Source organism: Xanthomonas sp. NCPPB 1128 (assembly GCF_001043115.1).
Classification (GTDB): Bacteria; Pseudomonadota; Gammaproteobacteria; order Xanthomonadales; family Xanthomonadaceae; genus Xanthomonas_A.
On the sequence record NZ_LFME01000007.1, the window covers coordinates 108,707 to 135,210 of the forward strand.

The following is a 26,504-nucleotide window of genomic DNA, read 5'->3' on the forward strand; positions in this document are numbered from 1 at the left end:
GCGGCGCCGGTCCCGTTCGCGGGGCCGGGCAGGGTGGCTTAGCCGCCCACGTGTCGTTCAGACAACGAGTCCGACGCAAGTCGGACTTTTTGTCGTATACTCCCGCTCCTTGCCTCGCGGCAGGGACGGGTATGGCAGCCGCCGCGGGTTCCTCCGGCGGCTGCGCGCTTCACCCCTTGCGTCATTCCACCGTTCCACCACACAAGATTTTCGCGAAAGCGGATATCGGTGCACTCAAAGGTAGACACCATGAGCATGACTGATCCCATCGCCGACCTGCTGGTCCGCATCAAGAATGCGGCCGCGGTTGGCAAGCCGACGGTGAAGATGCCGTCCTCCAAGATCAAGGTTGCGATCGCGGAAGTGCTGAAGGCCGAAGGCTACATCAGCGATCTGCGCGTCAACGCGATCGAGAACAACAAGTCCGAACTGGAAATCGTGCTGAAGTATTTCGAGGGCCGTCCGGTCATCGATACGCTCAAGCGCGTGTCGCGTTCGGGCCTGCGTCAGTATCGCGGCAAGACCGAGCTGCCGAAGGTTCTCGGCGGTCTGGGCGTTGCCATCATTTCCACGTCCAAGGGCATCATGACCGATGCGCAGGCCCGTCAGGCCGGCGTCGGTGGCGAAGTCCTGTGCTTCGTGGCCTAAGGGAAGGAGCACTCACATGTCCCGCGTAGCCAAGAAGCCGATCTCCCTCCCGAAGGGCGTCGAACTCACCGTCCAGGCCGATCAGGTCAGCGTCAAGGGCCCGAAGGGCACCCTGTCGCTGCCGAAGCCGGCCGGCGTCGAAATCAAGCAGGAAAACGGAGTCGCCACGCTGTCGGCGAACGATCCGTCGCACATCGCCATCACCGGCACCGTCCGCGCCATCCTGGCGAACATGGTGCAGGGCGTGTCCGCGGGCTTCGAGCGCAAGCTCGAGCTGGTGGGCGTCGGCTACCGCGCCACGATGCAGGGCAAGGACCTGAGCCTGGCGCTCGGTTTCTCGCACCCGATCGTGTTCGTCGCGCCGGAGGGCATCACCCTGACCGCGCCGACGCAGACCGAGATCCTGGTGCAGGGCGCCGACAAGCAGCGCGTCGGCGAAGTCGCCGCCAAGATCCGCGGTTTCCGTCCGCCGGAGCCCTACAAGGGCAAGGGTGTGAAGTACGCCGGTGAAGCCATCATTCGCAAGGAAGCCAAGAAGGCGTAATGCAGGTCCTTCTGCGAGGAGCCCGGCCATCCATGGCCGGACTCTTCAATGCAAAAGCCTGTTCTCCTTCAGCTTCCCTAGGACACATACCATGAGCATCAACAAGAACATCGCCCGCCTGCGTCGCGCCAAGTCGACCCGCGCCCACATCCGTGAGCTCGGCGTCGCCCGCCTGTCGGTGCTGCGCACCGGCCAGCACCTGTACGCGCAGGTCTTCACCGCCGACGGCTCCAAGGTCCTCGCTGCGGCGAACACCCTGCAGGCCGACGTCAAGGATGGCCTGAAGAACGGCAAGAACAGCGACGCCGCCGCCAAGGTCGGCAAGCTGATCGCCGAGCGCGCCAAGGCTGCGGGCGTCGAGAAGGTCGCGTTCGACCGCTCGGGCTACCGCTACCACGGCCGCATCAAGGCGCTGGCCGACGCCGCGCGCGAAGGCGGCCTGCAGTTCTGATCCTTGCGGGCGCGGCGATGCCGCGCCCGTCCCGCCGATGCGGGTTGCATCGGACCTTGGCGCGCCTTCTGCGCGCGTCCGGGGAACACGGCTTCAGACCACAACCACAAGCGGCAACAAAGCCGTAAATCTTTTCCTCTATCAAGGGCATCACAATGGCTGAAGAACAGCGTGCACCGCGGGGTCGTGATCGCGACCGCAACCGCGAAGAGAAAGTCGACGACGGCATGATCGAGAAGCTGGTCGCGGTCAACCGCGTCAGCAAGACGGTCAAGGGCGGTCGCCAGTTCACCTTCACCGCGCTGACCGTGGTCGGCGACGGCAACGGCAAGATCGGCTTCGGTTACGGCAAGGCGCGCGAAGTGCCGGTCGCGATCCAGAAGTCGATGGAGTATGCGCGCAAGGGCATGCTCAACATCGATCTGAACAACGGCACCCTGTGGCACCCGGTGAAGTCCGGCCACGGCGCGGCGCGCGTGTTCATGATGCCGGCGTCGGAAGGTACCGGCGTGATCGCCGGCGGCGCGATGCGCGCCGTGCTGGAAGCGGTGGGCGTGAAGAACGTGCTGGCCAAGGCCGTCGGTTCGCGCAACCCGATCAACCTGGTGCGCGCCACCCTGCGCGGCCTGGAAGACATGCAGTCGCCGGCCCGCATCGCGGCCAAGCGCGGCAAGAAGGTGGAGGATCTGACCCATGGCTAATGAATCCACCAAGACCGTCAAGGTGCGCCTGGTGCGCGGCCTGCGTGGCACCCAGTCGCGTCACCGCCTGTCGGTGCGTGCTCTGGGCCTGAACAAGCTCAACGATGTGCGCGAACTGAAGGACAGCCCGCAAGTGCGCGGCCTGATCAACAAGGTTCAGTACCTCGTCCAGGTTGAGGAGTAATCGACCATGACTTTGCATCTGAATGATCTGAAGCCCGCGCCGGGCGCGCGCACCGAGCGCACCCGCGTCGGTCGCGGCATCGGCTCCGGCCGGGCCAAGACCGCTGGCCGCGGCCACAAGGGTTCGTTCGCGCGCAAGGGCGGCGGCAAGATCAAGGCCGGCTTCGAAGGCGGCCAGACCCCCATGCAGCGTCGTCTGCCGAAGATCGGCTTCCGTTCGAAGATGGCCAAGGACACTGCCGAAGTGCTGTCCTACCAGCTCGACAACCTGCCGGCGGGCGAGATCGATTTCGCCGCGCTGCGCGCCGCGAAGCTGGTCCCGAGCACCGCGAAGAAGGCCAAGGTGGTCCTGAAGGGCGAACTGACCAAGAAGTTCGTGCTGAAGGGCGTCGCCGCGACCGCCGGTGCCAAGGCGGCAATCGAAGCTGCCGGCGGCAGCGTGCAGGAGTAACACGCAGATGGCGCAGGCTGGCATGGGTAACCTCGGCGGCGGGCTCGGCAAGTTCACGGAACTTCGCCAGCGCCTGTTGTTCGTTCTCGGTGCATTGATCGTCTATCGCATCGGCTGCTATGTGCCGGTGCCGGGCGTCAATCCCGAAGCCATGCTTGCGCTGATGCAGGCGCAGGGCGGCGGCATCGTGGACATGTTCAACATGTTCTCGGGCGGCGCCCTGCACCGTTTCAGCATCTTCGCGCTGAACGTGATGCCGTACATCTCGGCATCGATCGTGATCCAGCTGGCCACGCACATCTTTCCGTCGCTGAAGGCGATGCAGAAGGAAGGCGAGTCGGGCCGGCGCAAGATCACCCAGTATTCGCGCATCGGCGCGGTGCTGCTGGCGGTGGTGCAGGGCGGCAGTATCGCCCTGGCGCTGCAGAACCAGACCGCACCGGGCGGCGCGCCGGTGGTGTACGCCCCCGGCATGGGCTTCGTGCTCACCGCGGTGATCGCGTTGACCGCGGGCACCATCTTCCTGATGTGGGTCGGCGAGCAGGTCACCGAGCGTGGCATCGGCAACGGCGTCTCGCTGATCATCTTCGCCGGCATCGTCGCCGGCCTGCCGGCGGCGGCGATCCAGACCGTGGAGGCCTTCCGCGACGGCAACATGAGCTTCATCGCGCTGCTGTTGATCGTTCTGACCATCCTCGCCTTCACCCTGTTCGTGGTGTTCGTCGAGCGCGGACAACGACGGATCACGGTGAACTACGCGCGCCGCCAGGGTGGCCGCAATGCGTACATGAACCAGACCTCGTTCCTGCCGCTGAAGCTCAACATGGCTGGCGTGATTCCGCCGATCTTCGCCTCGAGCATCCTCGCCTTCCCGGCGACGCTGTCGATGTGGTCGGGTCAGGCCGCCTCCAACAGCACCTTCGGCAGCGTGCTGCAGCGCATCGCCAATGCGCTCGGCCCCGGCGAGCCGGTGCACATGATCGTGTTCGCCGCGTTGATCATCGGCTTCGCGTTCTTCTACACGGCGCTGGTGTTCAACTCGCAGGAAACCGCGGACAACCTGAAGAAGTCCGGCGCGCTGATCCCGGGCATCCGTCCGGGCAAGGCCACCGCCGACTACGTCGACGGCGTGCTGACCCGCCTGACCGCGGCCGGCTCGGTGTACCTGGTGATCGTGTGTCTGCTGCCGGAAGTGATGCGTGCCCAGCTCGGCACCTCGTTCCACTTCGGCGGCACCTCGCTGCTGATCGCGGTCGTGGTGGTGATGGACTTCATCGCGCAGATCCAGGCGCACCTGATGTCGCACCAGTACGAAAGCCTGTTGAAGAAGGCCAACCTCAAGGGCGGCTCGCGCGGCGGCGGTTTTGCCCGCGGTTGATTGCTATACTGTTTGAATCCTTCCGCGAAGACGCCCCCGGTTCCCGGGCGCAGTCTTCCGACTTGAAGGGCGGCCCGTGCAGCGGTCTCGTGCGCGGGTGAGACGTGGTGGTCCTGCGCTGGAGTAGCGCGGGCGGCAGGGCGGAGGTTTCTCCCTGCCAACGATGTCCGGCGCCGGAGCATGGGCACACTCCCCATGCCGGGCTTGCGGAACCTTGCGGTTCCGCGGGCTTCCATGTAACCCGAGACCTTGCTAGACTTACAAGTTCACTTTTTGATCCATCCTGCCGGATGGCGCCGTGGTGCGCCGTCGGGCCATCACTCAGTTGGAGAACCGCGTCATGGCGCGTATTGCAGGCGTCAACCTGCCAGCCCAGAAGCACGTCTGGGTCGGGTTGCAAAGCATCTACGGCATCGGCCGTACCCGTTCGAAGAAGGTCTGCGAAGCCGCAGGCGTGACCTCGACCACCAAGATCCGCGACCTGTCCGAGCCGGAAATCGAGCGCCTGCGTCTCGAAGTCGGCAAGTACATCGTCGAAGGCGACCTGCGTCGCGAAATCGGCATCGCCATCAAGCGACTGATGGACCTGGGCTGCTACCGCGGCCTGCGTCACCGTCGTGGCCTGCCCCTGCGCGGTCAGCGCACCCGTACCAACGCCCGCACCCGCAAGGGTCCGCGCAAGGCGATCAAGAAGTAAGGGACCGACATGGCTAAGCCCGCAGCAGCAAAGACCAAGAAGAAGATCAAGCGCGTCGTCACCGACGGTGTCGCCCACGTCCACGCTTCCTTCAACAACACCATCGTGACCATCACCGACCGTCAGGGCAATGCATTGTCCTGGGCGACCTCCGGTGGCGCCGGTTTCCGCGGTTCGCGCAAGTCCACGCCGTTCGCGGCGCAGGTGGCCGCCGAGAAGGCCGGGCGCGCTGCGCTCGACTACGGCGTGAAGTCGCTGGAAGTGCGCATCAAGGGCCCGGGTCCGGGTCGCGAGTCCGCCGTCCGTTCGTTGAACAACGTCGGATACAAGATCACCAACATCATCGACGTGACGCCGATCCCGCACAACGGGTGCCGTCCGCCGAAGAAGCGTCGCGTCTAAAGGAGCGATAAGAAATGGCTCGTTATATCGGTCCTACCTGTAAGCTCGCGCGCCGCGAAGGCGCCGATCTTTCCCTCAAGAGCCCGGCGCGTGCGCTGGACTCCAAGTGCAAGCTGGAGCAGAAGCCCGGCCAGCACGGCGCGACCGCCCGCAAGGGCAAGCTGTCCGACTACGCCACCCAGCTGCGCGAGAAGCAGAAGGTCAAGCGTATCTACGGTCTGCTGGAGCGTCAGTTCCGCAACTACTATAAGAAGGCCTCGACCAAGAAGGGCAACACCGGCGAGAACCTGCTGCAGCTGCTGGAAACCCGCCTGGACAACGTCGTCTACCGCATGGGCTTCGCCGTCACCCGTCCGGCCGCGCGCCAGCTGGTGTCGCACCGTGGCGTGCTGGTCAACGGCAAGTCGGTGAACCTGGCCTCGTACCAGGTCAAGGCCGGCGACGCGATCGCCCTGTCGGAAAAGGCGCAGAAGCAGCTTCGCGTGCAGGAAGCGCTGACCGTTGCCGAAACGCATGACCTGAACCCGTCGTGGGTCGAGGTCGATTCGAAGAAGTTCAGCGGCATCTTCAAGGCCGTGCCGGACCGTGCGGACCTGCCTGCCGACATCAACGAAGCGCTGATCGTCGAGTTGTATTCGAAGTAATCACATCGGAGAGCCTCCGGTCCACGGAGGCTCGTCAGGAGAACCCGCAACATGACGGTTACCGCCAACCAGGTTCTGCGCCCGCGTGGGCCGCAGATCGAACGCCTTACCGACAACCGCGCCAAGGTCGTGATCGAGCCCTTGGAGCGCGGGTATGGGCATACGCTGGGCAACGCCCTGCGTCGCGTGCTGCTGTCCTCGATTCCCGGCTTCGCGATCACCGAAGTCGAGATCGACGGCGTGCTGCACGAGTACACCACGGTCGAAGGGCTGCAGGAGGACGTGCTGGAAGTCCTGCTGAACCTCAAGGACGTGGCCATCCGCATGCATACCGGTGACAGCGCCACGCTGTCGCTGTCCAAGCAGGGTCCGGGCACGGTCACTGCCGCCGATATCAAGACCGACCACAACGTCGAGATCCTCAACAACGACCACGTGATCTGCCACCTGACCAAGGACACGGCGATCAACATGCGTCTGAAGATCGAGCGTGGCTTCGGCTACCAGCCGGCCGCCGCGCGTCGCCGTCCGGACGAAGAGACCCGCACCATCGGTCGCCTGGTCCTGGACGCCTCGTTCTCGCCGGTGCGCCGCGTCGCCTACGCGGTCGAGTCGGCCCGCGTCGAGCAGCGTACCGACCTGGACAAGCTGGTCCTGGACATCGAGACCAACGGCACGATCGATGCCGAGGAAGCCGTGCGCACCGCCGCCGACATCCTCAGCGACCAGCTGTCGGTGTTCGGCGACTTCACCCATCGCGACCGTGGCGCGGCCAAGCCGGCCAGCAACGGCGTGGATCCGGTGCTGCTGCGTCCGATCGACGATCTGGAACTGACTGTGCGTTCGGCCAACTGCCTGAAGGCCGAGAGCATCTACTACATCGGCGATCTGATCCAGAAGACCGAAGTCGAGCTGCTCAAGACCCCGAACCTGGGCAAGAAGTCGCTCACCGAGATCAAGGAAGTGCTGGCCCAGCGTGGCCTGTCGCTCGGCATGAAGCTGGAGAACTGGCCGCCGGCCGGTGTCGCCCAGCACGGCATGCTCGGCTGAGTCCTGCATATCCGGCCGGTGCCGCAAGGCACCGGCCGTGCGTTGTCCGCTTCATCCGCACCACCACGTCGACGGGTCGCCAAGCCCGCGGCGTCGCCCGGTCAGGGATGGCCGGCACGGACCATCCGCAGTCCACTTTCAACGCCAGGACGGCGACAGCGATCTCCAACAGTCACACTCTTCCATAGGAATCCCAACCCATGCGTCACCAGAAATCCGGCCGCAAGTTCAGCCGCACCAGCGCCCACCGCGAAGCGATGTTCAAGAACATGGCGGCCTCGCTGATCAAGCACGAACTGATCAAGACCACCCTGCCGAAGGCCAAGGAACTGCGCCGCGTCGCCGAGCCGCTGATCACCCTGGCCAAGGTCGACAACGTCGCCAACCGCCGCCTGGCGTTCGCGCGCCTGCGCGACAAGGAAGCCGTGGGCACCCTGTTCACCACGCTGGGCCCGCGCTACCAAGCGCGCCCGGGTGGCTACCTGCGCATCCTCAAGTGCGGCTTCCGCGCCGGCGACAACGCGCCGATGGCCTACGTCGAGCTGGTCGACCGCCCGGCCGTGGCCGAGGAAGTGGCCGAGTAATCGGGTCCGCACCTGCAGCAGCAAGAAGCCCGGCCTGTCCGGGCTTTTTTGTTTGTGGGGCGGGGATTCGCAAGTGGGGATTCGGGATTGGTAGAGCGGCTGTCGCCGAGTTGGCGAGGGGCGGCCAACAGCGGCATGGCGCATGGTGATGGAGCGCACGATCGCGGATAATGCGCGGATCGTCGTTGCGAGTCCGAGTCCGATGAATCCGTTCCGCTGGGGTTTCCGCGCGCAGTTCCTGCTCGGCTTTCTGATCTGCGCCGGCTTGCTGGGCTATGCGATCTTCGTGCAGCTGCAGCTGGGCATCGAGCCCTGCCCGCTGTGCATCTTCCAACGCATCGCGTTCGCCGCGCTGGGCGTGCTGTTCCTGCTCGGCGCCCTGCACGGACCGCGCAGCGCCGGTGGGCGCAAGCTCTACGGCGTCCTGGCGTTCCTGGCCGCGCTGGTGGGCGCCGGCATCTCCACCAAGCACGTTTCGGTGCAGCTGTTCCCGGACCCGATGGCCTCCTGCGGCCCGCCGCTGAGCTTCCTGCGCGAGACCATGGGGCCGTTCGAGGTGCTGCGCCGGGTGCTGACCGGCACCGGCGACTGCGGCAACATCGACTGGCGCTTCCTCGGCCTGTCGATGCCGATGTGGTGCCTGATCTGCTTCGTGCTGCTGGCCGTATTCGCGCTGTATGCGGGCTTCAAGAGCCGGCGGCGCACGCTGATCTGATGGTGCTCTTGCTGCGCGCCGATTGCCCTGCCTGATGGCTGGCGGCAGCGCCGCTGGATGCTGGTAGGGCCGATGCGGGCAGCGCGGGCGCACGCCGCCGCGCCCCGACGCTGTCCATCCGCTTTGGCCAGCGCCTTGTCTGCAGTTCCCCGCTGGCGATACGAAATCCCACCTGCGTCTGTCTGCCTCACTGCGCCGTGCTGGCCTGTGGCGGCACCTGCGTGCTGACAGCCTGCCGGACGACCTGGGCGAGGAACGCGGCCACCGGTCTCGCCCACACCGACGGATCGGCCTGGGCGAAGGTCTTGTGGCCGTCGTCGCCGAACGGCGGCAGGTCGACGAAAGCCACCGGCGGCGTCGAGCCGGCGCGGTAGGCCGCATACATGCGGTGCGCCAGCGCGCGCCGGAAGAAGTGATCGTTCTCGGCGTACAGCCACAGCTGCGGCAGCGTGTTGGCTGCACCCAAAGTCTTCTCCGCATCGACCAGGCGGTCCTCGCCGGCGCAGATGACCTCCTTGCCGTTGCTGCCGCGCCCGCCGGCGAAGCTGATGACGCCACGCACGCCCGGCGGCGGCGCATCGGCCAGCGCCACCGCGCCGAGGCCGCCGGCGGACTGGCCGACCACGACGATGCGCTGCGGATCCACGCCGGGAAGACGAGCGGCGGCGTCGACGATCGCCGTCTCGGCCGCGGCGATCTTGCGCCCGGCGACGACGAAATCGACGTCGTGGCAATTGCCTGCGCCTTCCAGATAGCTGCCGCTGGAGCTGCCGTAGCCGGGCCGCAGTGCCAGCACCACCATGTAGCCGCGGGCGACGAACCAGCGCGCGGCGCGGGCGAAGCCGAGGCGAGTGTCGGCGAGTTTGTGCTTGTCCGCCGGGGTGCCGTGATGGATGACGATCAGCGGGAACGGGCCGGGGCCGGTGGGGCGATACACACGTGCGGCGAGAGCGTAATCGACGCCTTGCACGACCACCGGCATGCGGAAATCCGCGACGGTCGGAGGTTGCGCGAACGCCGGCGCGGCGAAGGTGAGGAACGTAGCCGTGAGCGTTGCGGCGAGGAGCTGTTTGCGCATGGGAAGGGCCTGGCCTGGACGGGATGCGTGCACGCGTCGTAGCGTTCCAATGCGCGATCGGGGGGCGGCAGTGCGTCTCCCGCTGCGGACCGAAGCTACGGCCACGACGCGGCGCGTCGCTTGGTTGTGTTGCCGGCCTGGCTTCCACCGTAAAGAGTTCCCCACGGACCCCTATCGCGTCTGAAAGAAACCTCTGATCGCTGCAATCAGCGCCATGTCCGCTGTAGGAGCGGCTTCAGCCGCGACCAGACTGGGAACGCCCGTCGCGGCTGAAGCCGCTCCTGCAACGAACATCGGTGTGTCGTGGCAAAAGCCAGGCGCCCTGAATTCGCTCCTGCCTGGGCAGTGCGCAGGCGCGAACCTGCCTTGCCCGCCATGGTTCGCTGTGCGGCTGGCGATGCGCCCGGTCGGCGCACCACCAGCCGTGTCCGCAAGCTTGCTCAGAAGTCCTGCTGCAGGCTCAGGTAGACGCCGCGGCGCGGCGCCCACTGCGGCGCGAACACGCCGATGCCGCCGCCGTCGCGCAACTGGTAGTGGCGGTCGAGCACGTTGAGCACCGCCAACTGCGCGTGCAGCGGGTGGTTGCTGGCCAGGGCGAAGTCGTGGCCGGCGCTGAGGTTGAGCTGGAAGTACGCCGGCAGTTCGCCGCCATTGGGCACGCCGTTGGCGTCGGTGCGCAGGCCGCTGCCGAACAGGTAGTCGGCGCCGACGCGGCTGTCGTCGGCCAGGGCGTAGTTGATGCCGCCGGAGGAGGTCAGCTTCTGGTCGTGGTCCAGGTGAATCCAATGGTCGTAGGCGTAGGCCAGCGCATCCGGGTCGAAGTTGTACAGGCTGGTCATCACCCGCTTGCCCATGGCCTTGCTGTAGGCCGCGTTGAAGTAGGCGTTGATCGGGCCGTTGCTGTAGTCGGCGCTGAACTCGGCGCCGCGGATGCGGCCGTAGCGGTAGTTGAAGGTGGAATAGACGTAGGCGGCGCCGAACTGGCCTTCGTCCTGCAGGCGGTCGGCCTTGCGGTAGTAGGTGTCCAGGCCCAGGGTCAGGTGGTCGCCGACCATTTGCGAGATGCCCAGGTCGTAGTAGTCGCTGCGCTCGCTCAGCGGCTTGGTCGGGCCGCCCGCCGCCGACTGCTGGTTGGTGGTGCCGTCGTACAGGGCGATGTCGCTGGTGGAGATCAGCTCGGTGGCCGGCGGGGTGAAGTAGCGGGCATAGCCGGCGTGCAGGGTGGTGCTGTCGCTGGCGTGCCAGACCACGCCCAGGCGCGGGCTGAGCTGGCCCTCGGTGGTGCCGAAGGCCTTGTAGCGATCGCCACGCACACCGTAGTTGATGGTCCAGGCGTCGCTCGGCTGCCATTCGTCCTGCAGGTACACCGCATAGGTGCTGGCGTGGAAGCGGCTGCCGTCGGGGATGAACAGCGGCACGTCGCTGCTCTGGCTGCCGTCGTCGTTGGCCGGGAACACGTAGGCATTGTTGCTGGCGTTGGCGTGTTCGAAGTTGCCGTACACGCCATAGCGCAAGGTGTGCGTGCTGCCCCACGGCGTGGAGAAGTCGGCCTGCAGGGTGCTGGCGCGGTTGGCGCGCTGCACCTGCGAGGCGATGCCGTTGAAGATCAGGTCGCCGGCGATGTCCGGGGAGAACGCGAAGCTGCTGTAGCGCTGGCCGGCCGACAACTGGTAGCTGGTGTCGCCGAGCGCGCCCTGCAGCACCAGGGTGCCGAAGCGGGTGTTCTCGCGCTGGTTCTCGTCGAGCTGCGCCGAATCGAAGCTGTTGTTGCCCAGGTAGGTGAACGCCGGCGTCTGCCCCGGGTTGTTGGGGATCTGGAAGCGGTTGTTGGCGTAGCCGACCAGCAGGCTGAGCCGGGTGTTCTCGTTCAGCAGGTAGCTGAGGTCGGCGAAGCCCTTGCCCTGGTGGGTCTTGTCGTGGATCGGGTTGTCGCTGTCGGTCGGGTTCTCCATGCCGATGCGGTTCTGCAGGTAGTTGCCGCTGGCGAACCAGCTGAAACGGCCGTCGCTGCCCCACCACGACGCATTGGGATTGAGCGTGCCGTAGGAGCCGCCGGTGATGCCGACGCTGCCGCCGTTGCCCAGTTCCACGCCGTTCTTGGTGGTGATGTCGACCACGGCCGCGGTGCGGTCGCCGAACTGCGCCGGCAGCGCGCCGTCGAGCAGGCGGATGTTCTTGATCGTGCGCGGATCCAGGGTCTGGCCGAAGCCGGAGATGGACTCGGGGATCATCACGCCGTTGATGCGGTACTGCAGATTGGCATGGTCGCCACGCACATGGATGCCGCCGTAGGAATCCTGGACCACGCCCGGCGCCTGCAGCAGCACCTGGTTGAGCGGGGTGGAGGCGCCCAGCGGCAGGCGCGCGATGTCCTCGGCAGTGATGGCGTACTGGCTGCTGCCGATGTCCGGCGACAGCGCGTTGCGCGCGGCTTCCAGCTTGGCGGTGACGGTGACCGGATCCAGATCGACGGTCGGTTCGGCGGCGGCGGTGCTGTCCGCGACGGCGTCTGCGGCGAGGGCAAGGCCGGGGGCGACCAGGAGGATCAGGGCGATGGCGGAGGAGAGGGGGCGACGTGTCATGGCGAGGCGGACCGAATGGAAAGGAATTGTTACTTAATAACAGTGTGCTTTCGCAAAAACGCCGGCGTAGGCCGGAAGTCATGGTGGCATCGCGGTGTTGCTTGCCGTTCATGTCCTGGCGCTGCCAGCGTGACCGGCGTGCGGCGCTATGCGGCGCGCCCCGGCTCTGCGAACATCGCACACTGCCAAGGAGTCCTTTCATGAATCTGTCCGCCGCCGCCGTGTCCGCTTCCGCCTCGTCGCCCTGGTCACCTGCCAGTTGGCGTGAGCGGCCGGCGCTGCAGATGCCGGTGTATCCGGACCCGCAGGCGCTGGAAGCCGCGTTGACCGAACTGCGGCAGTTGCCGCCGCTGGTGACCTCCTGGGAGATCTTCGCGCTGAAGAAGCAGCTGGCCGAAGCGCAGGAAGGCAAGCGCTTCCTGCTGCAGGGCGGCGATTGCGCGGAGAACTTCAGCGATTGCGAATCCGGCACCATCTCCAACCGGCTCAAGGTGCTGTTGCAGATGAGCCTGGTGCTGGTGCACGGGCTGCGCCTGCCGGTGGTGCGGGTCGGTCGCTACGCCGGGCAGTACGCCAAGCCGCGCTCGGCCGATACCGAGACCCGTGACGGTGTGACCCTGCCCAGCTACCGCGGCGACGTGGTCAACGGCCCGGAGTTCACCGCGCAGGCGCGGGTGCCGGACCCTCGGCGCATGATCACCGCGCACTCGCGTTCGGCGATGACCATGAACTTCGTGCGCGCGCTGATCGACGGCGGCTTCGCCGACCTGCACCATCCCGAATACTGGAACCTGAGCTGGGTCGGCTATTCGCCGCTGGCCGACGACTACCAGAAGATGGTGTCCTCGATCGGCGATGCGGTGCGCTTCATGGAGACCCTCTCCGGCGCGCAGCTGTACAACCTCAACCGCGTCGATTTCTACACCTCGCACGAGGCCTTGCTGCTGCCCTACGAAGAGGCGCTGACCCGCGAGGTGCCGCGGCAATGGGGCTGGTTCAACCTCAGTACGCACTATCCGTGGATCGGCATGCGCACCGCTGCGCTGGACGGCGCGCACGTGGAGTATTTCCGCGGCATCCGCAATCCGATCGCGATCAAGGTCGGGCCGTCGGCGCAGCCGGACCAGTTGTTGCGCCTGATCGACGTGCTCAATCCGGAGGACGAGCCGGGCCGGCTGACCTTCATCCACCGCATGGGCGCGGCACAGATCGCCGAGAAGCTGCCGCCGCTGCTGGACGCGGTGAAGCGCGACGGCCGCCGCGTGCTGTGGGTGTGCGATGCGATGCACGGCAACACCGAGAGCACCAGCAACGGCTACAAGACCCGGCGCTACCAGAACGTCCTCGGCGAAGTGGAGCAGTCGTTCGACATCCATGCCGCGGCCGGGACCCGCCTGGGCGGCGTGCATCTGGAACTGACCGGCGAGGACGTCACCGAGTGCACCGGCGGCGCGCGCGAACTGACCGAGCGCGATCTGGAGCGCGCCTACCGCTCCAGCGTCGACCCGCGCCTGAACTACGAGCAGTCGCTGGAGATCGCGATGGCGATCGTGCGCAAGCAGAACGGGCGTAACGTCGCCACGCCGCTCGCGTAACTGGTTGGTGTCATGTGCCGGCGTGCAGCGTGCGCGTCGGCGCTGGCGCTGTGCAGTGGCCTGTGCGGTGCCGTTGCCTCTGCACGTGTCGCCATACGGCGAGCTGGCATCGCTGCCGCTTCAATTGCTTTTGCAGCAGCGCGTGCACACGCGCCGACGCACGTTACGGCTACCGTCGCTTGGCGCCGCACCGTGCGTGCTCGACATCGCGCTAATCCGCGCGCTGCCACACTGTCGCGACTCCTCCCCCCAACAAAGGAGCGCAACTTGACCCTCGATCTCCACTGGGTGCCCTGGCGTGCCTACACGGTGCCGCTCGGCGCTGCACTGATTCTCGGTTTCCTGGCCTGGTGGCTGCTGTTGCGCATCGCCCAGCGCATGCGCGGCCGCGACTACCGGCGCGCGCGCATCGTACGCGTGGTCAGCGTGCCGGTCGCCTTCCTGCTGCCGATGCTGATGCTCAGCTTCGCGCTCGAATCCACGCCGCTGGACGAGGCGGCGCTGACCGACCTGCAGCATCTGCTGCACATCGGCATGATCGGTTGCGTCACCTGGCTGCTGGTGCGTGGCGTGGCGGCGCTGGAAACGGCGATCCTGCGCAGCCACCCGATCGAGGTGGCGGACAACCTCACCGCGCGCCGCGTGCAGACCCAGACCCGGGTGCTGGCGCGGGTGGCGATGGGCACGATCATCCTGTTCGGGACCTCGATCGTGCTGCTGACCTTCCCAGCGGTGCGGCAGATCGGCACCACCTTGCTGGCCTCGGCCGGCATCATCGGCCTGGTCGCCGGTATCGCCGCCAAGCCGGTGTTCGGCAACCTGATCGCCGGCCTGCAGATCGCGCTGACCCAGCCGATCCGGCTCGACGACGTGGTCATCGTCGAAGGCGAGTGGGGCCGCATCGAGGAGATCGGCAGTTCCTACGTGGTGGTGCGGATCTGGGACGAGCGGCGCATGGTGGTGCCGTTGACCTGGTTCATCGAGAACCCGTTCCAGAACTGGACGCGCAGCAGCGCCGACCTGCTCGGCACCGCGTTCCTGTGGCTGGACTACCGCACGCCGATCGCGCAGGTGCGCGCCGAGCTGGAGCGCATCTGCAAGAGCGAGCCGCTGTGGGACGGGCGGGTCTGCGTGACCCAGGTGACCGATACCAGCGAGCGCACGATCCAGGTGCGCCTGCTGGTCAGCGCGCGCAACTCCGGCGATGCCTTCGACCTGCGCTGCATCGTGCGCGAACGCATGCTGGATTTCCTGGTACGCGAGCACCCGTACGCCTTGCCGTTGCTGCGTGCGGAAGTGGCGCCAGAACCGGTGAGGCTGTCGCACCCGCCAGTGCGTGCCAGCGACTCGGAGGCGATGCGTTCGCCTGGTGCTGAGGATGGCGTAACGGCCGCACCTGCTCCCGCGCAGCGCGGCACTGCGTAAGAGGCGCCGCGACGCAGGTCCGCCGAAACGCACGTCGCCGGCACGCGATGCGGTGCCGGCGACGGTATTGCCAGGCTGGCAGGCGCGTCAGTTCGGTTGCACTTCCCAGAGCTGATTGACGTTGCCCAGGCATTCCCACATCTGCGCGATGGCGCCGTTGCGGGTGCCGCCGGCCGAGTCGTCCAGGCATTTGCCGTTCAAGTCGCTGCGGATCTCGCCGCGGATCCGCCATGCTTGCGCGCTCGTGCCGGTGCAGGCGGCCATCCGAACGACGGTGCCGTTCTGGGCCGTGTTCACTGCTTCCAGGCAGTTGCCGCCATAGCCGACGATCGCACCGTTCTTACCAAGTTGCCAAGCCTGATTCTTGGTGCCGGTGCAGTCCCAGATCTGCACCGGTGTCCCGGTGGCTACGCCGAATTCCGCCACGTCCAGGCAGCGCCCGGTCGAGACGCGGATTTCACCCGTTGCGGGAATGTACGACCAGCGCTGATTGGCGCCGCCGAGATTGTCCCAGAGCTGCAGCCGTGCGCCGTTGCCGGATCCGGCAGACACGACGTCCAACACCTTGCCGCCGGTGGCGATGAGCGAGGCATTGGTGAAGCGCCAGCCCTGGTTCTCCGTGTTCAGCGATTGATAGAGCTGGATCGGTGCACCATTGGCGCGGCTCACGCCGCTGATGTCGAGGACCTTGTCGGTGCCTTCGCCGCGCAGGCTGCGACTGCCGCGCTGGAACGACCACTTCTGTTGGCGGAAACCATTGCAGTTCCAGACCTGGACGGCGGCGGCGTTGCTGGTCGCTCCGCCGGCGACGTCGAGGCATTTCCCGGAGGGCCCCATGACCTGTCCGGGCGAACTGGAATCGTCCAGCGGCACCACGGTCTGCCGGTACTGGACGACATTGGGCACCGTGGTGAGGAAGGCGCGGGCATTGTCCGCTTGGTCCGGCACGCCGCAGGCTTGCCCGTTGCAACTGCTGATCGCCGGCGACGAATACACCAGGATCTCGCTCTGTCCATTGACCGCGTACGCCATCGTGGTGTGGAAGCTGCCGGTGTCGCTGCGATGGCCGAAATTGAAGCCCGGCTCCTGGCCGGTCTCGTGCTGGTGGCCGGAGCCGAGGAGATGGCCGAATTCGTGGGCGAGGGTGCCGCGGGTGCAGTAGTAGCCGCCGTCCACGCCGTCGGAGATCACCGCGTATCCCCAGCGCGAATCGGTGCCGCCCGATTGCCAGGCGACGCCGCAGCTCTGCTGGCCGTTGTTGAAGCGCCTGACCAGACCTACCATGTCGGCACCGAGGCGGTCGCGGGCATCATGCAGCGGCACCAGCGCCGCGGCGGTGGCCTGGCCGACACCGGTGAGTTCGTCGAGGGTATTGTCGTTCAAGGTGTTGTCCGGGTAGCTGACCTGCACGGTCCCGACCAGGCGATAGCGCACATTGATGTTGGCGTTGGCGAAGGATTGGTTCGCCGTTTCCACCATGTTGGTGAGTACGGTGTCGATTGCCGTGATGCCGCCGCGATAGTCCCGATAACCGGGCGTATAGCCGAGCAGTACGTCGATCGTGTTGGTCGAGGTGCTGCCCGCCTGCGCGTTGACCTGCGCCAGGCTGCTGTACCCGGCGATATAGCCTTGGGCGGTATCACCCGCGCGGAGTTGGATGACAGAATCGGCCAGTCGCCGCCCATCCGCGTGGCTTCCAGCGGAATGCAGGTCAGCGCTGGCGGCAGCCATGATGTAGGGCTTCCCTTCGATGGTGGTGAGCTGGTAGGTCATGCCATCGATGGTGCCCAGTGATCCGAACACCGCGTCCTTGCCGAAACTGATGACCGTCTCGTTGCCCATCGGTTGGCCATCCACACGGCCGACCCACGTCCAGACGCCGCGCCTGGCATCGCGCCGGCTCTGATAGGTGATTTGCAGGTTCTTCCCGTCCGGCGTCGGCACCGTCATCGTGCCGTCGACGCTGGCCTTGATCGCATGCGCCTCGCTGATGGTGATCGGGTACAGGGCGAACGCGCCGTCGTGTCCGGTCGGGGTGCGGCTGGTGTAGCGGATCAGTGCGCCGCTGTCCTTCGCGTCGAACAGGGATGCGCGCTGTGCGGCTGCCATGGGCAGCGCGGTGGTGGCCGCAGCGGACGCGTGCTTGTCGTCCGAGGTTGCGCTGTGTTTGTGATCGATGGCGCCGCCGCAGGCGCTCAGGCCAGTGCAAAGTAACGCCGCCACACTCCAACCCATCGCTTTCGCGATTCGCATCGTCGATTCCCCTGTGGTGATCTTCGCCATCGGACTATTGAAGATGGCGCGGTTTCCGGATGCCCCGGAACTTGTCAAGGGTCAGGATCGACCGGTCTGGACAATTCTGTAGACATTTTTGCGGAATGATCGCGTTGCGGGGATTGTGCCCAGAAGTCCCGTGGATGACATCACAAATCCATCCGGCGGCATATCGGCTAACGCGTTCTGCCCAGCAGGATGAGAGCGTTACGAAACGGCATGTCCGCCAACCCGTGGTGTGGCGAGGCCGGTCATCAGGAGGATGTACAGTGGGGCGTCACGGTGATGGCCGCCGTGACAGGGATGCGGCGCAGCTCAGGCCGGGCGATGCCGCCGGCGCCGCACCAGGTCGCGGGCGAGAATGCCGACCACCGCGAGGTTGATCGCCAGCACCGCCCAGGAAGCCCAGCCGGGATGGCGCACGATGGCGTAGACGTCGAACGGCAGGTAGATCGCCGCGGAGATGCAGCCCAGCAGCGAGGCCCAGGCCTTGGCGCGCCACAGACCCCAGGCCTCGATGATGTGCAGCACGCCGTAGGCGAGCATGCCGGCGGCGGCCAGGTGCACCGCGCCGGGGCTGATCATGGTCAGCAGCGAGGGCAGGGCACCATGGTCCGGGTCCAGGCTGAAACGCACGATCAATTTGTCCACCCCCGCGCGCAGCGGGGCCGGACCCATCAGTTCCAGCCCCGTGGCCGCCAGCACCGCGAGCAGGCCCTTGCCGGCCTCCAGCAGTGCGATCAGGTGCAGGCCCGGATGCGCGTGCGGATCCGGGTTGTACGCCTTGTCGGCGGCCATGGGCGTGCGCTATCCCTTAGCCCGCGCGGCCAGCGCGCTTGCGCTCGTTTTCGGTCAGGTGCTTCTTGCGCAAGCGGATCTCCTTCGGGGTGACTTCGACCAGTTCGTCGTCCTCGATGAAGTCCAGCGCCTGCTCCAGCGTGTACTTGATCGCCGGGGTCAGCTTGATCGCATCGTCCTTGCCCGAGGCACGCATGTTGGTCAGCGGCTTGGTCTTGATCGCGTTGACGGTCAGGTCGTTGTCCTTGGAGTGGATGCCGACCAGCTGCCCTTCATACACGTTGTCGCCTTCGGCGGCAAACAGGCGGCCGCGCTCTTCCAGCGGGCCCAGCGCGTAGGCGGGGGTGGCGCCCGGCGCGTTGGCGATCATCACGCCGTTCTGGCGCTTGGCGATGGCGCCCTGTTCCTTCGGACCGTAGTGGTCGAACACGTGGAACAGCAGGCCCGAACCCTGGGTCAGGGTGCGGAACTCGTTCTGGAAGCCGATCAGGCCACGCGCCGGGATCATGTAGTCCAGGCGCACGCGGCCCTTGCCGTCCGGCTCCATGTTCTTCAGCTGGCCCTTGCGGGTGCCCAGCTTCTCCATGACGCCGCCCTGGTGCTGCTCCTCGATGTCCACCACCAGCTGCTCGACCGGCTCCATCAACTTGCCGTCGATCTCCTTGATGATGACTTCCGGACGCGACACCGCCAGCTCGAAGCCCTCACGGCGCATGTTCTCGATCAACACCGACAGGTGCAGTTCGCCGCGGCCGGAGACCAGGAACTTGTCGGCGTCTTCCAGCTGCTGCACCTTCAGCGCCACGTTGTGCACGGTCTCGCGCTCCAGCCGGTCCTTGAGCTGGCGGCTGGTCAGGAACTTGCCGCCGGACAGGTCCTTGTTGCCGGCGAACGGCGAGTTGTTGACCTGGAAGGTCATCGAGATGGTCGGCTCATCCACGGTCAGCGGCGGCAGCGCTTCGGGGGTTTCCAGCGCGCACACGGTGTCGGAGATGGTCAGCTCCTGGATGCCGGAGATGGCGACGATGTCGCCGGCCTGCGCGCTGTCCTGCTCGATCCGCTCCAGGCCCAGGAAGCCCAGCACCTGCAGCACCTTGCCCTGGCGCTTCTTGCCTTCGCGGTCGATCACCGCCACCGGCATGTTCTTCTTCAGCACGCCGCGCTGGATGCGGCCGATGCCGATCACGCCGACGAAGTTGTTGTAGTCCAGCTGGCTGATGCGCATCTGGAACGGGCCGTCCGGGTCCACGTCCGGCTTCGGCGCGTGCTGCATGATCGCTTCGTACAGCGGGGTCATGTCGCCGTCGCGCACGCTGTCGTCCAGCGAGGCGTAGCCGTTCAGCGCCGAGGTGTAGACGATCGGGAAGTCGAGCTGCTCGTTGGTGGCGCCGAGCTTGTCGAACAGGTCGAACACCTGGTCGATCACCCAGTCCGGGCGCGCGCCGGGGCGGTCGATCTTGTTGACCACCACGATCGGCTTGAAGCCCATCGCGAACGCCTTCTGGGTCACGAAGCGGGTCTGCGGCATCGGGCCGTCCATCGCGTCGACCAGGATCAGCACGGTGTCCACCATCGACAGCACGCGCTCCACCTCGCCGCCGAAGTCGGCGTGTCCGGGGGTGTCGACGATGTTGATGCGGTTGCCCTGCCAGGTGATGGCGGTGTTCTTGGCCAGGATGGTGATGCCGCGTTCCTTTTCCTGGTCGTTGCTGTCCATCACGCGCTCGGCCAGCACCGTACGCTCGGACAGGGTGCCGGACTGCTTCAGCAGGCAGTCGACGAGGGTGGTCTTACCGTGGTCGACGTGGGCGACGATGGCGATATTGCGAAGATTTTCGATGGACATGCGAAAGGGGGCCAGCCGGCGCCAGAAGGAAGGAAAGGAAGCCACCTAGTATACCCGGATCCCGTGACGCCTGCCGGCGCCCGGCGGCGGTGGGCTGGGCAGGCCCGTTCAGGCGCCGGCGGCGGGCGCGGGCGAAGCCTGAACGAGGCGCCGTGTATCCTATGCGCCCCTCATGACGCCCCCGTTTCCAAGGAATCCCATGTCCCTGATCGCCCATTTCGACACCGCCCGCGGCCCGATCAAGATCGAGCTGTATCCCGACAAGGCCCCGCTGACCGTGGCCAACTTCGTGAACCTGGCCAAGCGCGGCTTCTACGACGGGCTGAACTTCCACCGCGTGATTGCCGACTTCATGATCCAGGGCGGTTGCCCGGAAGGCTCCGGCCGCGGCGGCCCGGGCTACCGCTTCGAGGACGAGACCAACAACGGCGTGCGCCACGACCGTGGCGTGCTGTCCATGGCCAATGCCGGCCCCAGCACCAACGGCAGCCAGTTCTTCATCACCCACACCGCCACCCCGTGGCTGGACGGCAAGCACACCGTGTTCGGCAAGGTGCTCGAGGGCCTGGACGTGGTCGACAGCGTCGCCCAGGGCGACGTGATCAACAAGATCACCATCGAAGGCGACGCCGACGCGGTGCTGGCGGCCAAGGCCGACCGCGTCGCCGAGTGGAACCGCACCCTCGACGCCTGATCCGGCGCTGTCCGTGCACCCGGCCCTGCGGCCGGGCGCGCGGAGCCTGCGTGCTACCATTTTCCTGGTTGATTGCCGCACCCGACCGCCGATGACGATGCGCCCCCTTGTGTTGTGCCTGCTGCTGCTCGCCATCGGCGGCGGCGTGCATGCCTGGTGGCGCAGTGCGGACTCGGCACCGTCGGCCGCACTGGCCGCCGGCGACCCGCGCCTGCTGACCGGCGACGACGGCATCGTCATGCTCGCCGCCGACTGGTGCGGCTACTGCCGCCGGCAACAGGCCGATTTCGCCCGCGCCCAGGTCCGCTACACGGTCCTGGACGTGGAGCAGGAGGCCGGCCGCCAGGCCGCCGCCGCGCTCGGCCTGGAAGGCGTGCCGATCACCGTGATCGGCCAGCACGTGGTCGAAGGCTACGACACCGCCGCCCTGGACCTGCACCTGCAGCCGCTGGGCTACCGCGTCTACTGATCCACCCCACCCACTTTCTTAGCAGAGGAATCCCCCATGAAAGCACCTGTTCGTGTTGCCGTGACCGGCGCCGCCGGCCAGATCGGTTATGCCCTGCTGTTCCGCATCGCCTCCGGCGAAATGCTCGGCAAGGACCAGCCGGTGATCCTGCAGTTGCTGGAACTGCCGATGGAGAAGGCCCAGGCCGCGCTGAAGGGCGTGATGATGGAGCTGGAAGACTGCGCGTTCCCGCTGCTGGCCGGCATGGTCGGCACCGACGACGCCGAAGTGGCGTTCAAGGACGCCGACATCGCCCTGCTGGTCGGCGCGCGTCCGCGCGGCCCGGGCATGGAGCGCAAGGACCTGCTGCTGGAGAACGCCAAGATCTTCACCGCGCAGGGCGCGGCGCTGAACAAGGTGGCCAAGCGCGACGTCAAGGTGCTGGTGGTGGGCAACCCGGCCAACACCAACGCCTACATCGCCATGAAGTCGGCGCCTGACCTGAACCCGAAGAACTTCACCGCCATGCTGCGCCTGGACCACAACCGCGCGCTGAGCCAGCTGTCGCTCAAGCTCGGCAAGCCGGTCGGCGGCATCGAGAAGCTGGTGGTGTGGGGCAACCACAGCCCGACCATGTACCCGGACTACCGCTTCGCCACCGCCGATGGCGCCTCCATCGCCGACGCGATCAACGACCAGGAATGGAATGCCGGCACCTTCATCCCGACCGTGGGCAAGCGCGGCGCGGCGATCATCGAAGCGCGCGGCCTGTCCTCGGCCGCCTCTGCCGCCAACGCCGCCATCGACCACGTGCGCGACTGGGTGCTGGGCAGCAACGGCAAGTGGGTGACGATGGGCGTGCCGTCCGACGGTTCCTACGGTATCCCGGAAGGCGTGATCTTCGGTTTCCCGGTCACCACCGAGAACGGCACCTACACCATCGTCAAGGACCTGCCGATCGACGACTTCAGCAAGAAGTACGTCGACAAGACCCTGGCCGAGCTGGAAGAAGAGCGCAGCGGCGTGGCCCACCTGCTGGGCTGATCGCCAACGCGATCGCGTCGTCACGGAACGCCGGGCCTCGCCCGGCGTTTCGCGTTCTGGGGAACCCGACATGATGAATCTGATCCACTGGCGGCTGTACGTCGCCATCGTCGAGTGCGGCAGCATCAGCGCGGGCGCCGCGCGCTGCGGCATCACCCAGTCCGGCGCCAGCCAGGCCATCGCGCAGATGGAGCACGTGCTGGGCGCGGCGCTGCTGCTGCGTGAGCGCGGGCGGATTAGTCCGACGCCGTTCGGCGCGCGGGCGCTGGAGCATGCGCGGGCGATGCTGGCCGAGCTGGGGCAGCTGCAGGCGCTGGCCAGGGCGCAGCGTGCGCCCGCCGCGCCGTCGCTGCGGGTGGCCGGGTTCGCCTCGTCGCGGCCATGGCTGGCGCCACGCCTGCGCGCGTTCGAGCGGGCGCATCCGGACACGGGGGTGGTGTGGCTGGAAGGCGGCGACGAGGAGGTCGAGGCCTGGCTGGCGGCGGGCACGGTGGACCTGGGCGTGGTGCTGGATCCGGCGCCGGAGCTCGATGCCACAGTGTTCGGCGAGGACGAATGGCTGGCGGTACTGCCGCCGGCGCTGGCGCGTCCGCAGGCGCGCGACATCGCCCTGGCGGAGTTGCTGGCGCTGCCGTTCGTGCTCGCCACCGGCGGTTGCTGGCTGCATGCGCAGCGCCTGGCCGAGCGTGCGGGGCTGGCGATCGCCGACCTGCGGCTGCAGGTGCGCGACTGGTCCAGCGCCTGGGCGCTGGTGCGCGACGGCGCGGGCGCCAGCCTGCTGCCGGCGTCGGTGTTGCCGGCCGAGCGCGACGGCGTGCAGGTGCTGCCGTTGCAGCCGCGGCTGCAGCGCCGCTTCGCGCTCGTCGCCGCCGAGCATCCGGCGCCGGCCGCGCGGCAACTGCGCAGGTTCCTGGACGAGGCCATTAGCGGCGCTACTGGCGCGCGCTGACATTCTTGTTTCTCGCCAGGCCCCCGTGCCACGCACACTGCGCGCGCCGACTCTCCGGCGCCCCCTGCGAGACCATTCCGATGCACCTCTATGCCGCTCCTGGCGCCTGTTCCCTGGCGCCGCACATCGTGCTGCGCGAACTGCAGCTGCCGTTCCGGCTGGTGCACGTGGACAACCGCAGCAAGCGCACCGCCGATGGCGAGGATTTCCGCGCGATCAATCCCAAGGGTTACGTGGCCGCGCTGCAACTGGACGACGGCCAGGTACTGACCGAGGGCCCGGCGATCCTGCTGTACCTGGCCGATCGCTGCCCGCGGGCGGCACTGGCGCCGCCCGCGGACGCGGATGCGGATGCCTTGCCGCGCTATCGCCTGTACGAGTGGCTGGCCTTCATCAACAGCGAACTGCATGCCGGCAGTGTGCCGCTGTTCGATGCCGGGCTGGCGCCGGAGCGGCGCGCCGCGGTCGCCGCCCGCCTGCTGCAGCGCTATGGCCATGCCGAGACCGCGCTAAGCGCGCGGCCGTACCTGTTCGGCGAGCGCTTCGGCGTGGCCGATGCCTACCTGTTCACCGTGCTCGGCTGGCTGCCGCGGTTCGGCCTGTCGCTGGCCGCGCATCCGGCGTTGGCCGCCTACACGGCGCGCATCGCGCAGCGTCCCAGCGTAGTGGCGGCGCTGGCCGCCGAGCAGGGACTGCACCTGGCCTGAGCGCGGCGCACGCGTGACAGGCATGACCTTCGGCGCTCGGCCGCGGTGCGGCGGCCGTGCTAGGTTGCCGGGGCCATTCGAAAGGGGATTTCGACCATGCTCATGCCGTTCCGCTGGATCGGCGCGCTGGCGCTCGCCAGTGCGTTGCCCGTCGCCGCCCACGCCGCCGCCGCCGACAGCGGGTATCGGCAACCGCCCGAGCCGCTGCTCGGGGTGATGCGCGCCCCGCTCAATCCGTCGCCGCGGCTGGACCCGACCGGGCGCACCCTGCTGCTGGTGGAGCGCCAGGCCTACCCGCCGATCGCGCGCGTCGCCGAGCCTTACCTGAAGCTGGCCGGGGTGCGGGTGGAGCCGCGCACCCATGCCCGCCACGACATGTCCAACGGCTACGGCATCCGCGCCTGCCTGGACGGCTTCAGCCTGGTCGACGTGGCCAGCGGCAAGCAGACCCCGGTGACCCTGCCGGCCGGCGCCTGCCCGGCGCAGCCGGTGTGGTCGCCGGACGGGCGCCGCTTCGCCTTCAACAACACCGCAGCCGACCGCGTCGAGCTGTGGCTGGGCGACGTCGCCACCGGCGCGGTGCGCCGCATCGACGGCGTGCAGCTCAACCCGGTGCTGGGCGGCGAGATCCAGTGGCTGGGCGGCAGCGACACGCTGCTGGTGCGCACGGTGCCGCAGGATCTGGGCCCGGCGCCGGTGAAGGCGGCGGTGCCGCCGGGGCCGGAGGTCAAGGAAGCGATCCGCGGCAAGGGCGAGAGCAGCACCTACGAGGCCCGCGACACCCTGTCCAGCCCCGAGGACGAGGCCCAGTTCACCTACTACGCCACGGCGCAGCTGGTCACCGTGGATGCCGCCAGCGGCAAACTGCGCACCATCGGCAAGCCGGCGGTGTACTCGGTGGTCGACGGTGCGCCGGACGGCCGCCACGTGCGGGTGGAGCGCCTGCAGCGTCCGTACTCCTACGTCACCACCTACGGCCGCTTCGCCCACGACGTGGCGGTGCTGGAACTGGCCGACGGCAGCGAGCGTGTGCTGGCGAACCTGCCGGTGGCCGACCGGGTGCCGGTGCATGGCGTGCCCACCGGGCCACGCGCCTACGGCTGGCGCGCCAACCAGCCGGCCACCCTGGTCTGGGCCGAGGCGCTGGACGGCGGCGACTGGAAGACGAGCGTTCCTGCCCGCGACAAGCTGCTGACCCTGTCGGCACCCTTCACCGGCAAGCCGCGCGAACTGGCCAAGGTGACCCAGCGCTACGCCGGCCTGAGCTGGTTCGCGCAGGGCGGGCAGGCGCTGCTGGACGAGTACGACGAGAACCGCCACTGGCGCCGCACCACGCTGCTGGACGCGGACCGCCCCGGCAGCGCCGGGCGGGTGCTCTTCGACCTGTCCACCGACGACCTCTACGCCGATCCCGGCACGCCCGAGCTGCGTCGCCTGGCCAACGGCGAATACGTGCTGCGCGAGGACAACGGCGCACTGTTCCTGAGCGGGCAGGGCGCCACCCCGGCCGGCGATCGGCCGTTCCTGGACCGCTACGAACTGGACAGCGGCAAGACCCAGCGCCTGTTCCGCAGCGGCGCCGACGTCGACGAGGCCTTCGCCGGGTTCGCCGGCGACGACACCACCCGCCTGCTGACCTGGCGGCAGTCGCCGAGCGACCCGCCGAACGTGTACCTGCGCACCCTGGGCCAGCCGCAACCGGCGGCGGCGGCCGGCGAGGCGGTGCTCGCCTCCACCCTGGCGCCGGTGACCCGCTTCCCCGATCCGACCCCGGTGGTGCGGCAGATCAAGAAGCGCCTGGTGACCTACAAGCGCAAGGATGGCGTGGAGCTGTCCTTCACCCTGTACACGCCGCCCGGCTACAAGGAAGGCACGCGGGTGCCGGCGATCCTCTATGCCTATCCGCTGGACTACGCCGATGCCTCCAAGGCCGGCCAGGTCAGCGGCGCCAACGACCGCGACTTCACCCGCCTGCATTCCTACCAACTGCTGCTGCTGGCCGGCTACGCGATCATCGACGATGCCGCGTTCCCGATCGTCGGCGATCCCAAGACCGCCTACGACACCTACCTGCAACAGCTGGTCGACAACGCCCAGGCGGCGGTGGACAAGGCGGTGGCGCTGGGTGTGGTCGACCGCGACCGCATCGGCGTCACCGGCCACAGCCACGGCGCGCTGATGGCGGCCAACCTGCTGGCGCACACCGACCTGTTCCGCGCCGGCGTGGCCACCAGCGGCAGCTACAACAAGACCCTGACCCCGTTCGGCTTCCAGAACGAGCGGCGCTCGTTCTGGGCCGCGCCGGAGGTGTATGCGCAGGCCTCGGCGTTCTTCCACGCCGACAAGATCAACGAGCCGCTGCTGCTGGTGCACGGCATGGACGACGCCAACCCCGGCACCGAGACCACCCAGGCTCCGCGCATGTTCCAGGCCATCCGCGGCCTCGGCGGCACCGCGCGGCTGGTGCTGCTGCCGTTCGAACCGCACTGGTACACCGCGCGCGAATCCAACGAGGACGTGGTGGCGGAAATGCTGGAGTGGTTCGACCGCTACGTGAAGCAGGCGCCGCCGCGTGCGGCGTCGGCGGACAAGGCGAAGACGCAATAATCGGCCGAC

General features: G+C 67.5%; 26 protein-coding genes. 21 read left to right on the forward strand and 5 right to left on the reverse strand.

The window, feature by feature from the left end; all coding sequences use genetic code 11:
* Positions 1-249 precede the first annotated feature (249 nt).
* The 13 genes from rpsH to ACP93_RS07325 all read left to right on the forward strand — a co-directional run bounded on the left by rpsH (position 250) and on the right by ACP93_RS07325 (position 8,448).
* Entirely contained in the window at positions 250-648 is a 399-nt protein-coding gene (rpsH, locus tag ACP93_RS07265; RefSeq protein WP_010340446.1) for a 30S ribosomal protein S8, read from the forward strand.
* Positions 649-664: 16 nt separating this feature from the next.
* On the forward strand, positions 665-1,192 hold the full coding sequence (gene rplF / locus ACP93_RS07270) for a 50S ribosomal protein L6 (RefSeq protein WP_048490052.1): 528 nt from the start codon (positions 665-667) through the stop codon (positions 1,190-1,192).
* A 91-nt stretch (positions 1,193-1,283) separates the two neighbouring features.
* Positions 1,284-1,643, forward strand: a complete 360-nt coding sequence (gene rplR / locus ACP93_RS07275) for a 50S ribosomal protein L18 (RefSeq protein ID WP_010340448.1) — start codon at positions 1,284-1,286, stop codon at positions 1,641-1,643.
* A gap of 155 nt (positions 1,644-1,798) precedes the next feature.
* Positions 1,799-2,344 carry a 30S ribosomal protein S5 gene (gene rpsE, locus ACP93_RS07280; protein ID WP_010340449.1) on the forward strand — a complete coding sequence of 182 codons (546 nt, stop codon included), beginning with the start codon at positions 1,799-1,801 and terminating at the stop codon, positions 2,342-2,344.
* A complete protein-coding gene (gene rpmD / locus ACP93_RS07285) occupies positions 2,337-2,528 on the forward strand; it encodes a 50S ribosomal protein L30 (RefSeq protein WP_010340450.1) in 192 nt (63 codons plus the stop codon). Before rpsE ends, rpmD begins: the two co-directional genes overlap by 8 nt.
* A 6-nt stretch (positions 2,529-2,534) precedes the next feature.
* Positions 2,535-2,978, forward strand: coding sequence for a 50S ribosomal protein L15 (rplO, locus tag ACP93_RS07290; RefSeq protein WP_048490053.1), 444 nt, complete (start codon positions 2,535-2,537; stop codon positions 2,976-2,978).
* A 7-nt stretch (positions 2,979-2,985) separates the two neighbouring features.
* Positions 2,986-4,356: a preprotein translocase subunit SecY gene (gene secY / locus ACP93_RS07295; protein WP_048490054.1), complete on the forward strand. Its 1,371-nt coding sequence runs from the start codon at positions 2,986-2,988 to the stop codon at positions 4,354-4,356.
* A 340-nt stretch (positions 4,357-4,696) separates the two neighbouring features.
* Positions 4,697-5,053 (forward strand): 30S ribosomal protein S13, encoded by a 357-nt coding sequence (gene rpsM / locus ACP93_RS07300; RefSeq protein ID WP_010340453.1) that lies wholly within the window; start codon positions 4,697-4,699, stop codon positions 5,051-5,053.
* A 9-nt stretch (positions 5,054-5,062) separates the two neighbouring features.
* On the forward strand, positions 5,063-5,455 hold the full coding sequence (gene rpsK, locus ACP93_RS07305; protein ID WP_003470632.1) for a 30S ribosomal protein S11: 393 nt from the start codon (positions 5,063-5,065) through the stop codon (positions 5,453-5,455).
* A 14-nt stretch (positions 5,456-5,469) separates the two neighbouring features.
* On the forward strand, positions 5,470-6,099 hold the full coding sequence (rpsD, locus tag ACP93_RS07310) for a 30S ribosomal protein S4 (protein WP_010340454.1): 630 nt from the start codon (positions 5,470-5,472) through the stop codon (positions 6,097-6,099).
* A gap of 51 nt (positions 6,100-6,150) precedes the next feature.
* A complete protein-coding gene (rpoA, locus tag ACP93_RS07315) occupies positions 6,151-7,149 on the forward strand; it encodes a DNA-directed RNA polymerase subunit alpha (protein ID WP_010340455.1) in 999 nt (332 codons plus the stop codon).
* A gap of 200 nt (positions 7,150-7,349) precedes the next feature.
* A complete protein-coding gene (gene rplQ, locus ACP93_RS07320) occupies positions 7,350-7,733 on the forward strand; it encodes a 50S ribosomal protein L17 (protein ID WP_010340456.1) in 384 nt (127 codons plus the stop codon).
* 202 nt (positions 7,734-7,935) lie between these two features.
* Positions 7,936-8,448 carry a disulfide bond formation protein B gene (locus ACP93_RS07325; protein ID WP_048490055.1) on the forward strand — a complete coding sequence of 171 codons (513 nt, stop codon included), beginning with the start codon at positions 7,936-7,938 and terminating at the stop codon, positions 8,446-8,448.
* Between the two features lie 187 nt (positions 8,449-8,635).
* On the opposite strand, the gene ACP93_RS07330 is transcribed toward ACP93_RS07325, so the two are convergent.
* Positions 8,636-9,526 (reverse strand): alpha/beta hydrolase family protein, encoded by an 891-nt coding sequence (locus ACP93_RS07330; RefSeq protein WP_048490056.1) that lies wholly within the window; start codon positions 9,524-9,526, stop codon positions 8,636-8,638.
* Between the two features lie 440 nt (positions 9,527-9,966).
* Positions 9,967-12,108 carry a TonB-dependent receptor gene (locus ACP93_RS07335; RefSeq protein ID WP_048490057.1) on the reverse strand — a complete coding sequence of 714 codons (2,142 nt, stop codon included), beginning with the start codon at positions 12,106-12,108 and terminating at the stop codon, positions 9,967-9,969.
* Positions 12,109-12,308: 200 nt separating this feature from the next.
* On the opposite strand from ACP93_RS07335, the gene ACP93_RS07340 reads away from it, so the two are divergent.
* Together ACP93_RS07340 and ACP93_RS07345 are read left to right on the forward strand one after the other, a co-directional pair.
* Positions 12,309-13,703 (forward strand): class II 3-deoxy-7-phosphoheptulonate synthase, encoded by a 1,395-nt coding sequence (locus ACP93_RS07340; protein ID WP_048490058.1) that lies wholly within the window; start codon positions 12,309-12,311, stop codon positions 13,701-13,703.
* A 267-nt stretch (positions 13,704-13,970) separates the two neighbouring features.
* Entirely contained in the window at positions 13,971-15,128 is a 1,158-nt protein-coding gene (locus ACP93_RS07345) for a mechanosensitive ion channel family protein (protein WP_048490059.1), read from the forward strand.
* Positions 15,129-15,215: 87 nt separating this feature from the next.
* On the opposite strand, the gene ACP93_RS07350 is transcribed toward ACP93_RS07345, so the two are convergent.
* The 3 genes from ACP93_RS07350 to typA form a co-directional block, all read right to left on the reverse strand.
* Positions 15,216-17,411 (reverse strand): ricin-type beta-trefoil lectin domain protein, encoded by a 2,196-nt coding sequence (locus ACP93_RS07350; protein WP_228135973.1) that lies wholly within the window; start codon positions 17,409-17,411, stop codon positions 15,216-15,218.
* A 306-nt stretch (positions 17,412-17,717) separates the two neighbouring features.
* A complete protein-coding gene (locus ACP93_RS07355; RefSeq protein ID WP_048490061.1) occupies positions 17,718-18,200 on the reverse strand; it encodes a DUF2127 domain-containing protein in 483 nt (160 codons plus the stop codon).
* A 16-nt stretch (positions 18,201-18,216) separates the two neighbouring features.
* Positions 18,217-20,046 (reverse strand): translational GTPase TypA, encoded by a 1,830-nt coding sequence (gene typA, locus ACP93_RS07360; RefSeq protein WP_048490062.1) that lies wholly within the window; start codon positions 20,044-20,046, stop codon positions 18,217-18,219.
* A gap of 199 nt (positions 20,047-20,245) precedes the next feature.
* Between typA and ACP93_RS07365 the strand changes: the two genes are divergently transcribed.
* The 6 genes from ACP93_RS07365 to ACP93_RS07390 all read left to right on the forward strand — a co-directional run bounded on the left by ACP93_RS07365 (position 20,246) and on the right by ACP93_RS07390 (position 26,495).
* Complete coding sequence (locus ACP93_RS07365) at positions 20,246-20,740, forward strand: peptidylprolyl isomerase (RefSeq protein WP_048490063.1); 495 nt, start codon at positions 20,246-20,248, stop codon at positions 20,738-20,740.
* A gap of 91 nt (positions 20,741-20,831) precedes the next feature.
* Positions 20,832-21,209 (forward strand): thioredoxin domain-containing protein, encoded by a 378-nt coding sequence (locus ACP93_RS07370; protein WP_082143392.1) that lies wholly within the window; start codon positions 20,832-20,834, stop codon positions 21,207-21,209.
* 36 nt (positions 21,210-21,245) lie between these two features.
* Entirely contained in the window at positions 21,246-22,232 is a 987-nt protein-coding gene (locus ACP93_RS07375; RefSeq protein WP_048490064.1) for a malate dehydrogenase, read from the forward strand.
* 70 nt (positions 22,233-22,302) lie between these two features.
* Positions 22,303-23,181 (forward strand): LysR family transcriptional regulator, encoded by an 879-nt coding sequence (locus ACP93_RS07380; RefSeq protein ID WP_048490065.1) that lies wholly within the window; start codon positions 22,303-22,305, stop codon positions 23,179-23,181.
* Positions 23,182-23,261: 80 nt separating this feature from the next.
* On the forward strand, positions 23,262-23,888 hold the full coding sequence (gene gstA, locus ACP93_RS07385; protein ID WP_048490066.1) for a glutathione transferase GstA: 627 nt from the start codon (positions 23,262-23,264) through the stop codon (positions 23,886-23,888).
* A gap of 96 nt (positions 23,889-23,984) precedes the next feature.
* Positions 23,985-26,495 carry a S9 family peptidase gene (locus ACP93_RS07390; RefSeq protein ID WP_048490067.1) on the forward strand — a complete coding sequence of 837 codons (2,511 nt, stop codon included), beginning with the start codon at positions 23,985-23,987 and terminating at the stop codon, positions 26,493-26,495.
* The last annotated feature ends 9 nt before the right edge of the window (positions 26,496-26,504 follow it).

What these genes read in the sequence shown, in the direction of transcription:
- rpsD (WP_010340454.1), top strand. Translation starts at nt 5,470, where the DNA reads ATGGCTCGTTATATCGGTCCTACCTGTAAGCTCGCGCGCCGCGAAGGC.
- typA (WP_048490062.1), bottom strand. Translation starts at nt 20,046, where the DNA reads ATGTCCATCGAAAATCTTCGCAATATCGCCATCGTCGCCCACGTCGAC.
- secY (WP_048490054.1), top strand. Translation starts at nt 2,986, where the DNA reads ATGGCGCAGGCTGGCATGGGTAACCTCGGCGGCGGGCTCGGCAAGTTC.
- rpsE (WP_010340449.1), top strand. Translation starts at nt 1,799, where the DNA reads ATGGCTGAAGAACAGCGTGCACCGCGGGGTCGTGATCGCGACCGCAAC.
- ACP93_RS07335 (WP_048490057.1), bottom strand. Translation starts at nt 12,108, where the DNA reads ATGACACGTCGCCCCCTCTCCTCCGCCATCGCCCTGATCCTCCTGGTC.
- rpsK (WP_003470632.1), top strand. Translation starts at nt 5,063, where the DNA reads ATGGCTAAGCCCGCAGCAGCAAAGACCAAGAAGAAGATCAAGCGCGTC.
- rpsM (WP_010340453.1), top strand. Translation starts at nt 4,697, where the DNA reads ATGGCGCGTATTGCAGGCGTCAACCTGCCAGCCCAGAAGCACGTCTGG.
- ACP93_RS07325 (WP_048490055.1), top strand. Translation starts at nt 7,936, where the DNA reads ATGAATCCGTTCCGCTGGGGTTTCCGCGCGCAGTTCCTGCTCGGCTTT.
- rplR (WP_010340448.1), top strand. Translation starts at nt 1,284, where the DNA reads ATGAGCATCAACAAGAACATCGCCCGCCTGCGTCGCGCCAAGTCGACC.
- ACP93_RS07380 (WP_048490065.1), top strand. Translation starts at nt 22,303, where the DNA reads ATGATGAATCTGATCCACTGGCGGCTGTACGTCGCCATCGTCGAGTGC.
- rpmD (WP_010340450.1), top strand. Translation starts at nt 2,337, where the DNA reads ATGGCTAATGAATCCACCAAGACCGTCAAGGTGCGCCTGGTGCGCGGC.
- ACP93_RS07340 (WP_048490058.1), top strand. Translation starts at nt 12,309, where the DNA reads ATGAATCTGTCCGCCGCCGCCGTGTCCGCTTCCGCCTCGTCGCCCTGG.
- ACP93_RS07355 (WP_048490061.1), bottom strand. Translation starts at nt 18,200, where the DNA reads ATGGCCGCCGACAAGGCGTACAACCCGGATCCGCACGCGCATCCGGGC.
- gstA (WP_048490066.1), top strand. Translation starts at nt 23,262, where the DNA reads ATGCACCTCTATGCCGCTCCTGGCGCCTGTTCCCTGGCGCCGCACATC.
- rpsH (WP_010340446.1), top strand. Translation starts at nt 250, where the DNA reads ATGAGCATGACTGATCCCATCGCCGACCTGCTGGTCCGCATCAAGAAT.
- rplF (WP_048490052.1), top strand. Translation starts at nt 665, where the DNA reads ATGTCCCGCGTAGCCAAGAAGCCGATCTCCCTCCCGAAGGGCGTCGAA.
- rplQ (WP_010340456.1), top strand. Translation starts at nt 7,350, where the DNA reads ATGCGTCACCAGAAATCCGGCCGCAAGTTCAGCCGCACCAGCGCCCAC.
- ACP93_RS07390 (WP_048490067.1), top strand. Translation starts at nt 23,985, where the DNA reads ATGCTCATGCCGTTCCGCTGGATCGGCGCGCTGGCGCTCGCCAGTGCG.
- ACP93_RS07350 (WP_228135973.1), bottom strand. Translation starts at nt 17,411, where the DNA reads ATGGCGAAGATCACCACAGGGGAATCGACGATGCGAATCGCGAAAGCG.
- rplO (WP_048490053.1), top strand. Translation starts at nt 2,535, where the DNA reads ATGACTTTGCATCTGAATGATCTGAAGCCCGCGCCGGGCGCGCGCACC.
- rpoA (WP_010340455.1), top strand. Translation starts at nt 6,151, where the DNA reads ATGACGGTTACCGCCAACCAGGTTCTGCGCCCGCGTGGGCCGCAGATC.
- ACP93_RS07365 (WP_048490063.1), top strand. Translation starts at nt 20,246, where the DNA reads ATGTCCCTGATCGCCCATTTCGACACCGCCCGCGGCCCGATCAAGATC.
- ACP93_RS07370 (WP_082143392.1), top strand. Translation starts at nt 20,832, where the DNA reads ATGACGATGCGCCCCCTTGTGTTGTGCCTGCTGCTGCTCGCCATCGGC.
- ACP93_RS07330 (WP_048490056.1), bottom strand. Translation starts at nt 9,526, where the DNA reads ATGCGCAAACAGCTCCTCGCCGCAACGCTCACGGCTACGTTCCTCACC.
- ACP93_RS07375 (WP_048490064.1), top strand. Translation starts at nt 21,246, where the DNA reads ATGAAAGCACCTGTTCGTGTTGCCGTGACCGGCGCCGCCGGCCAGATC.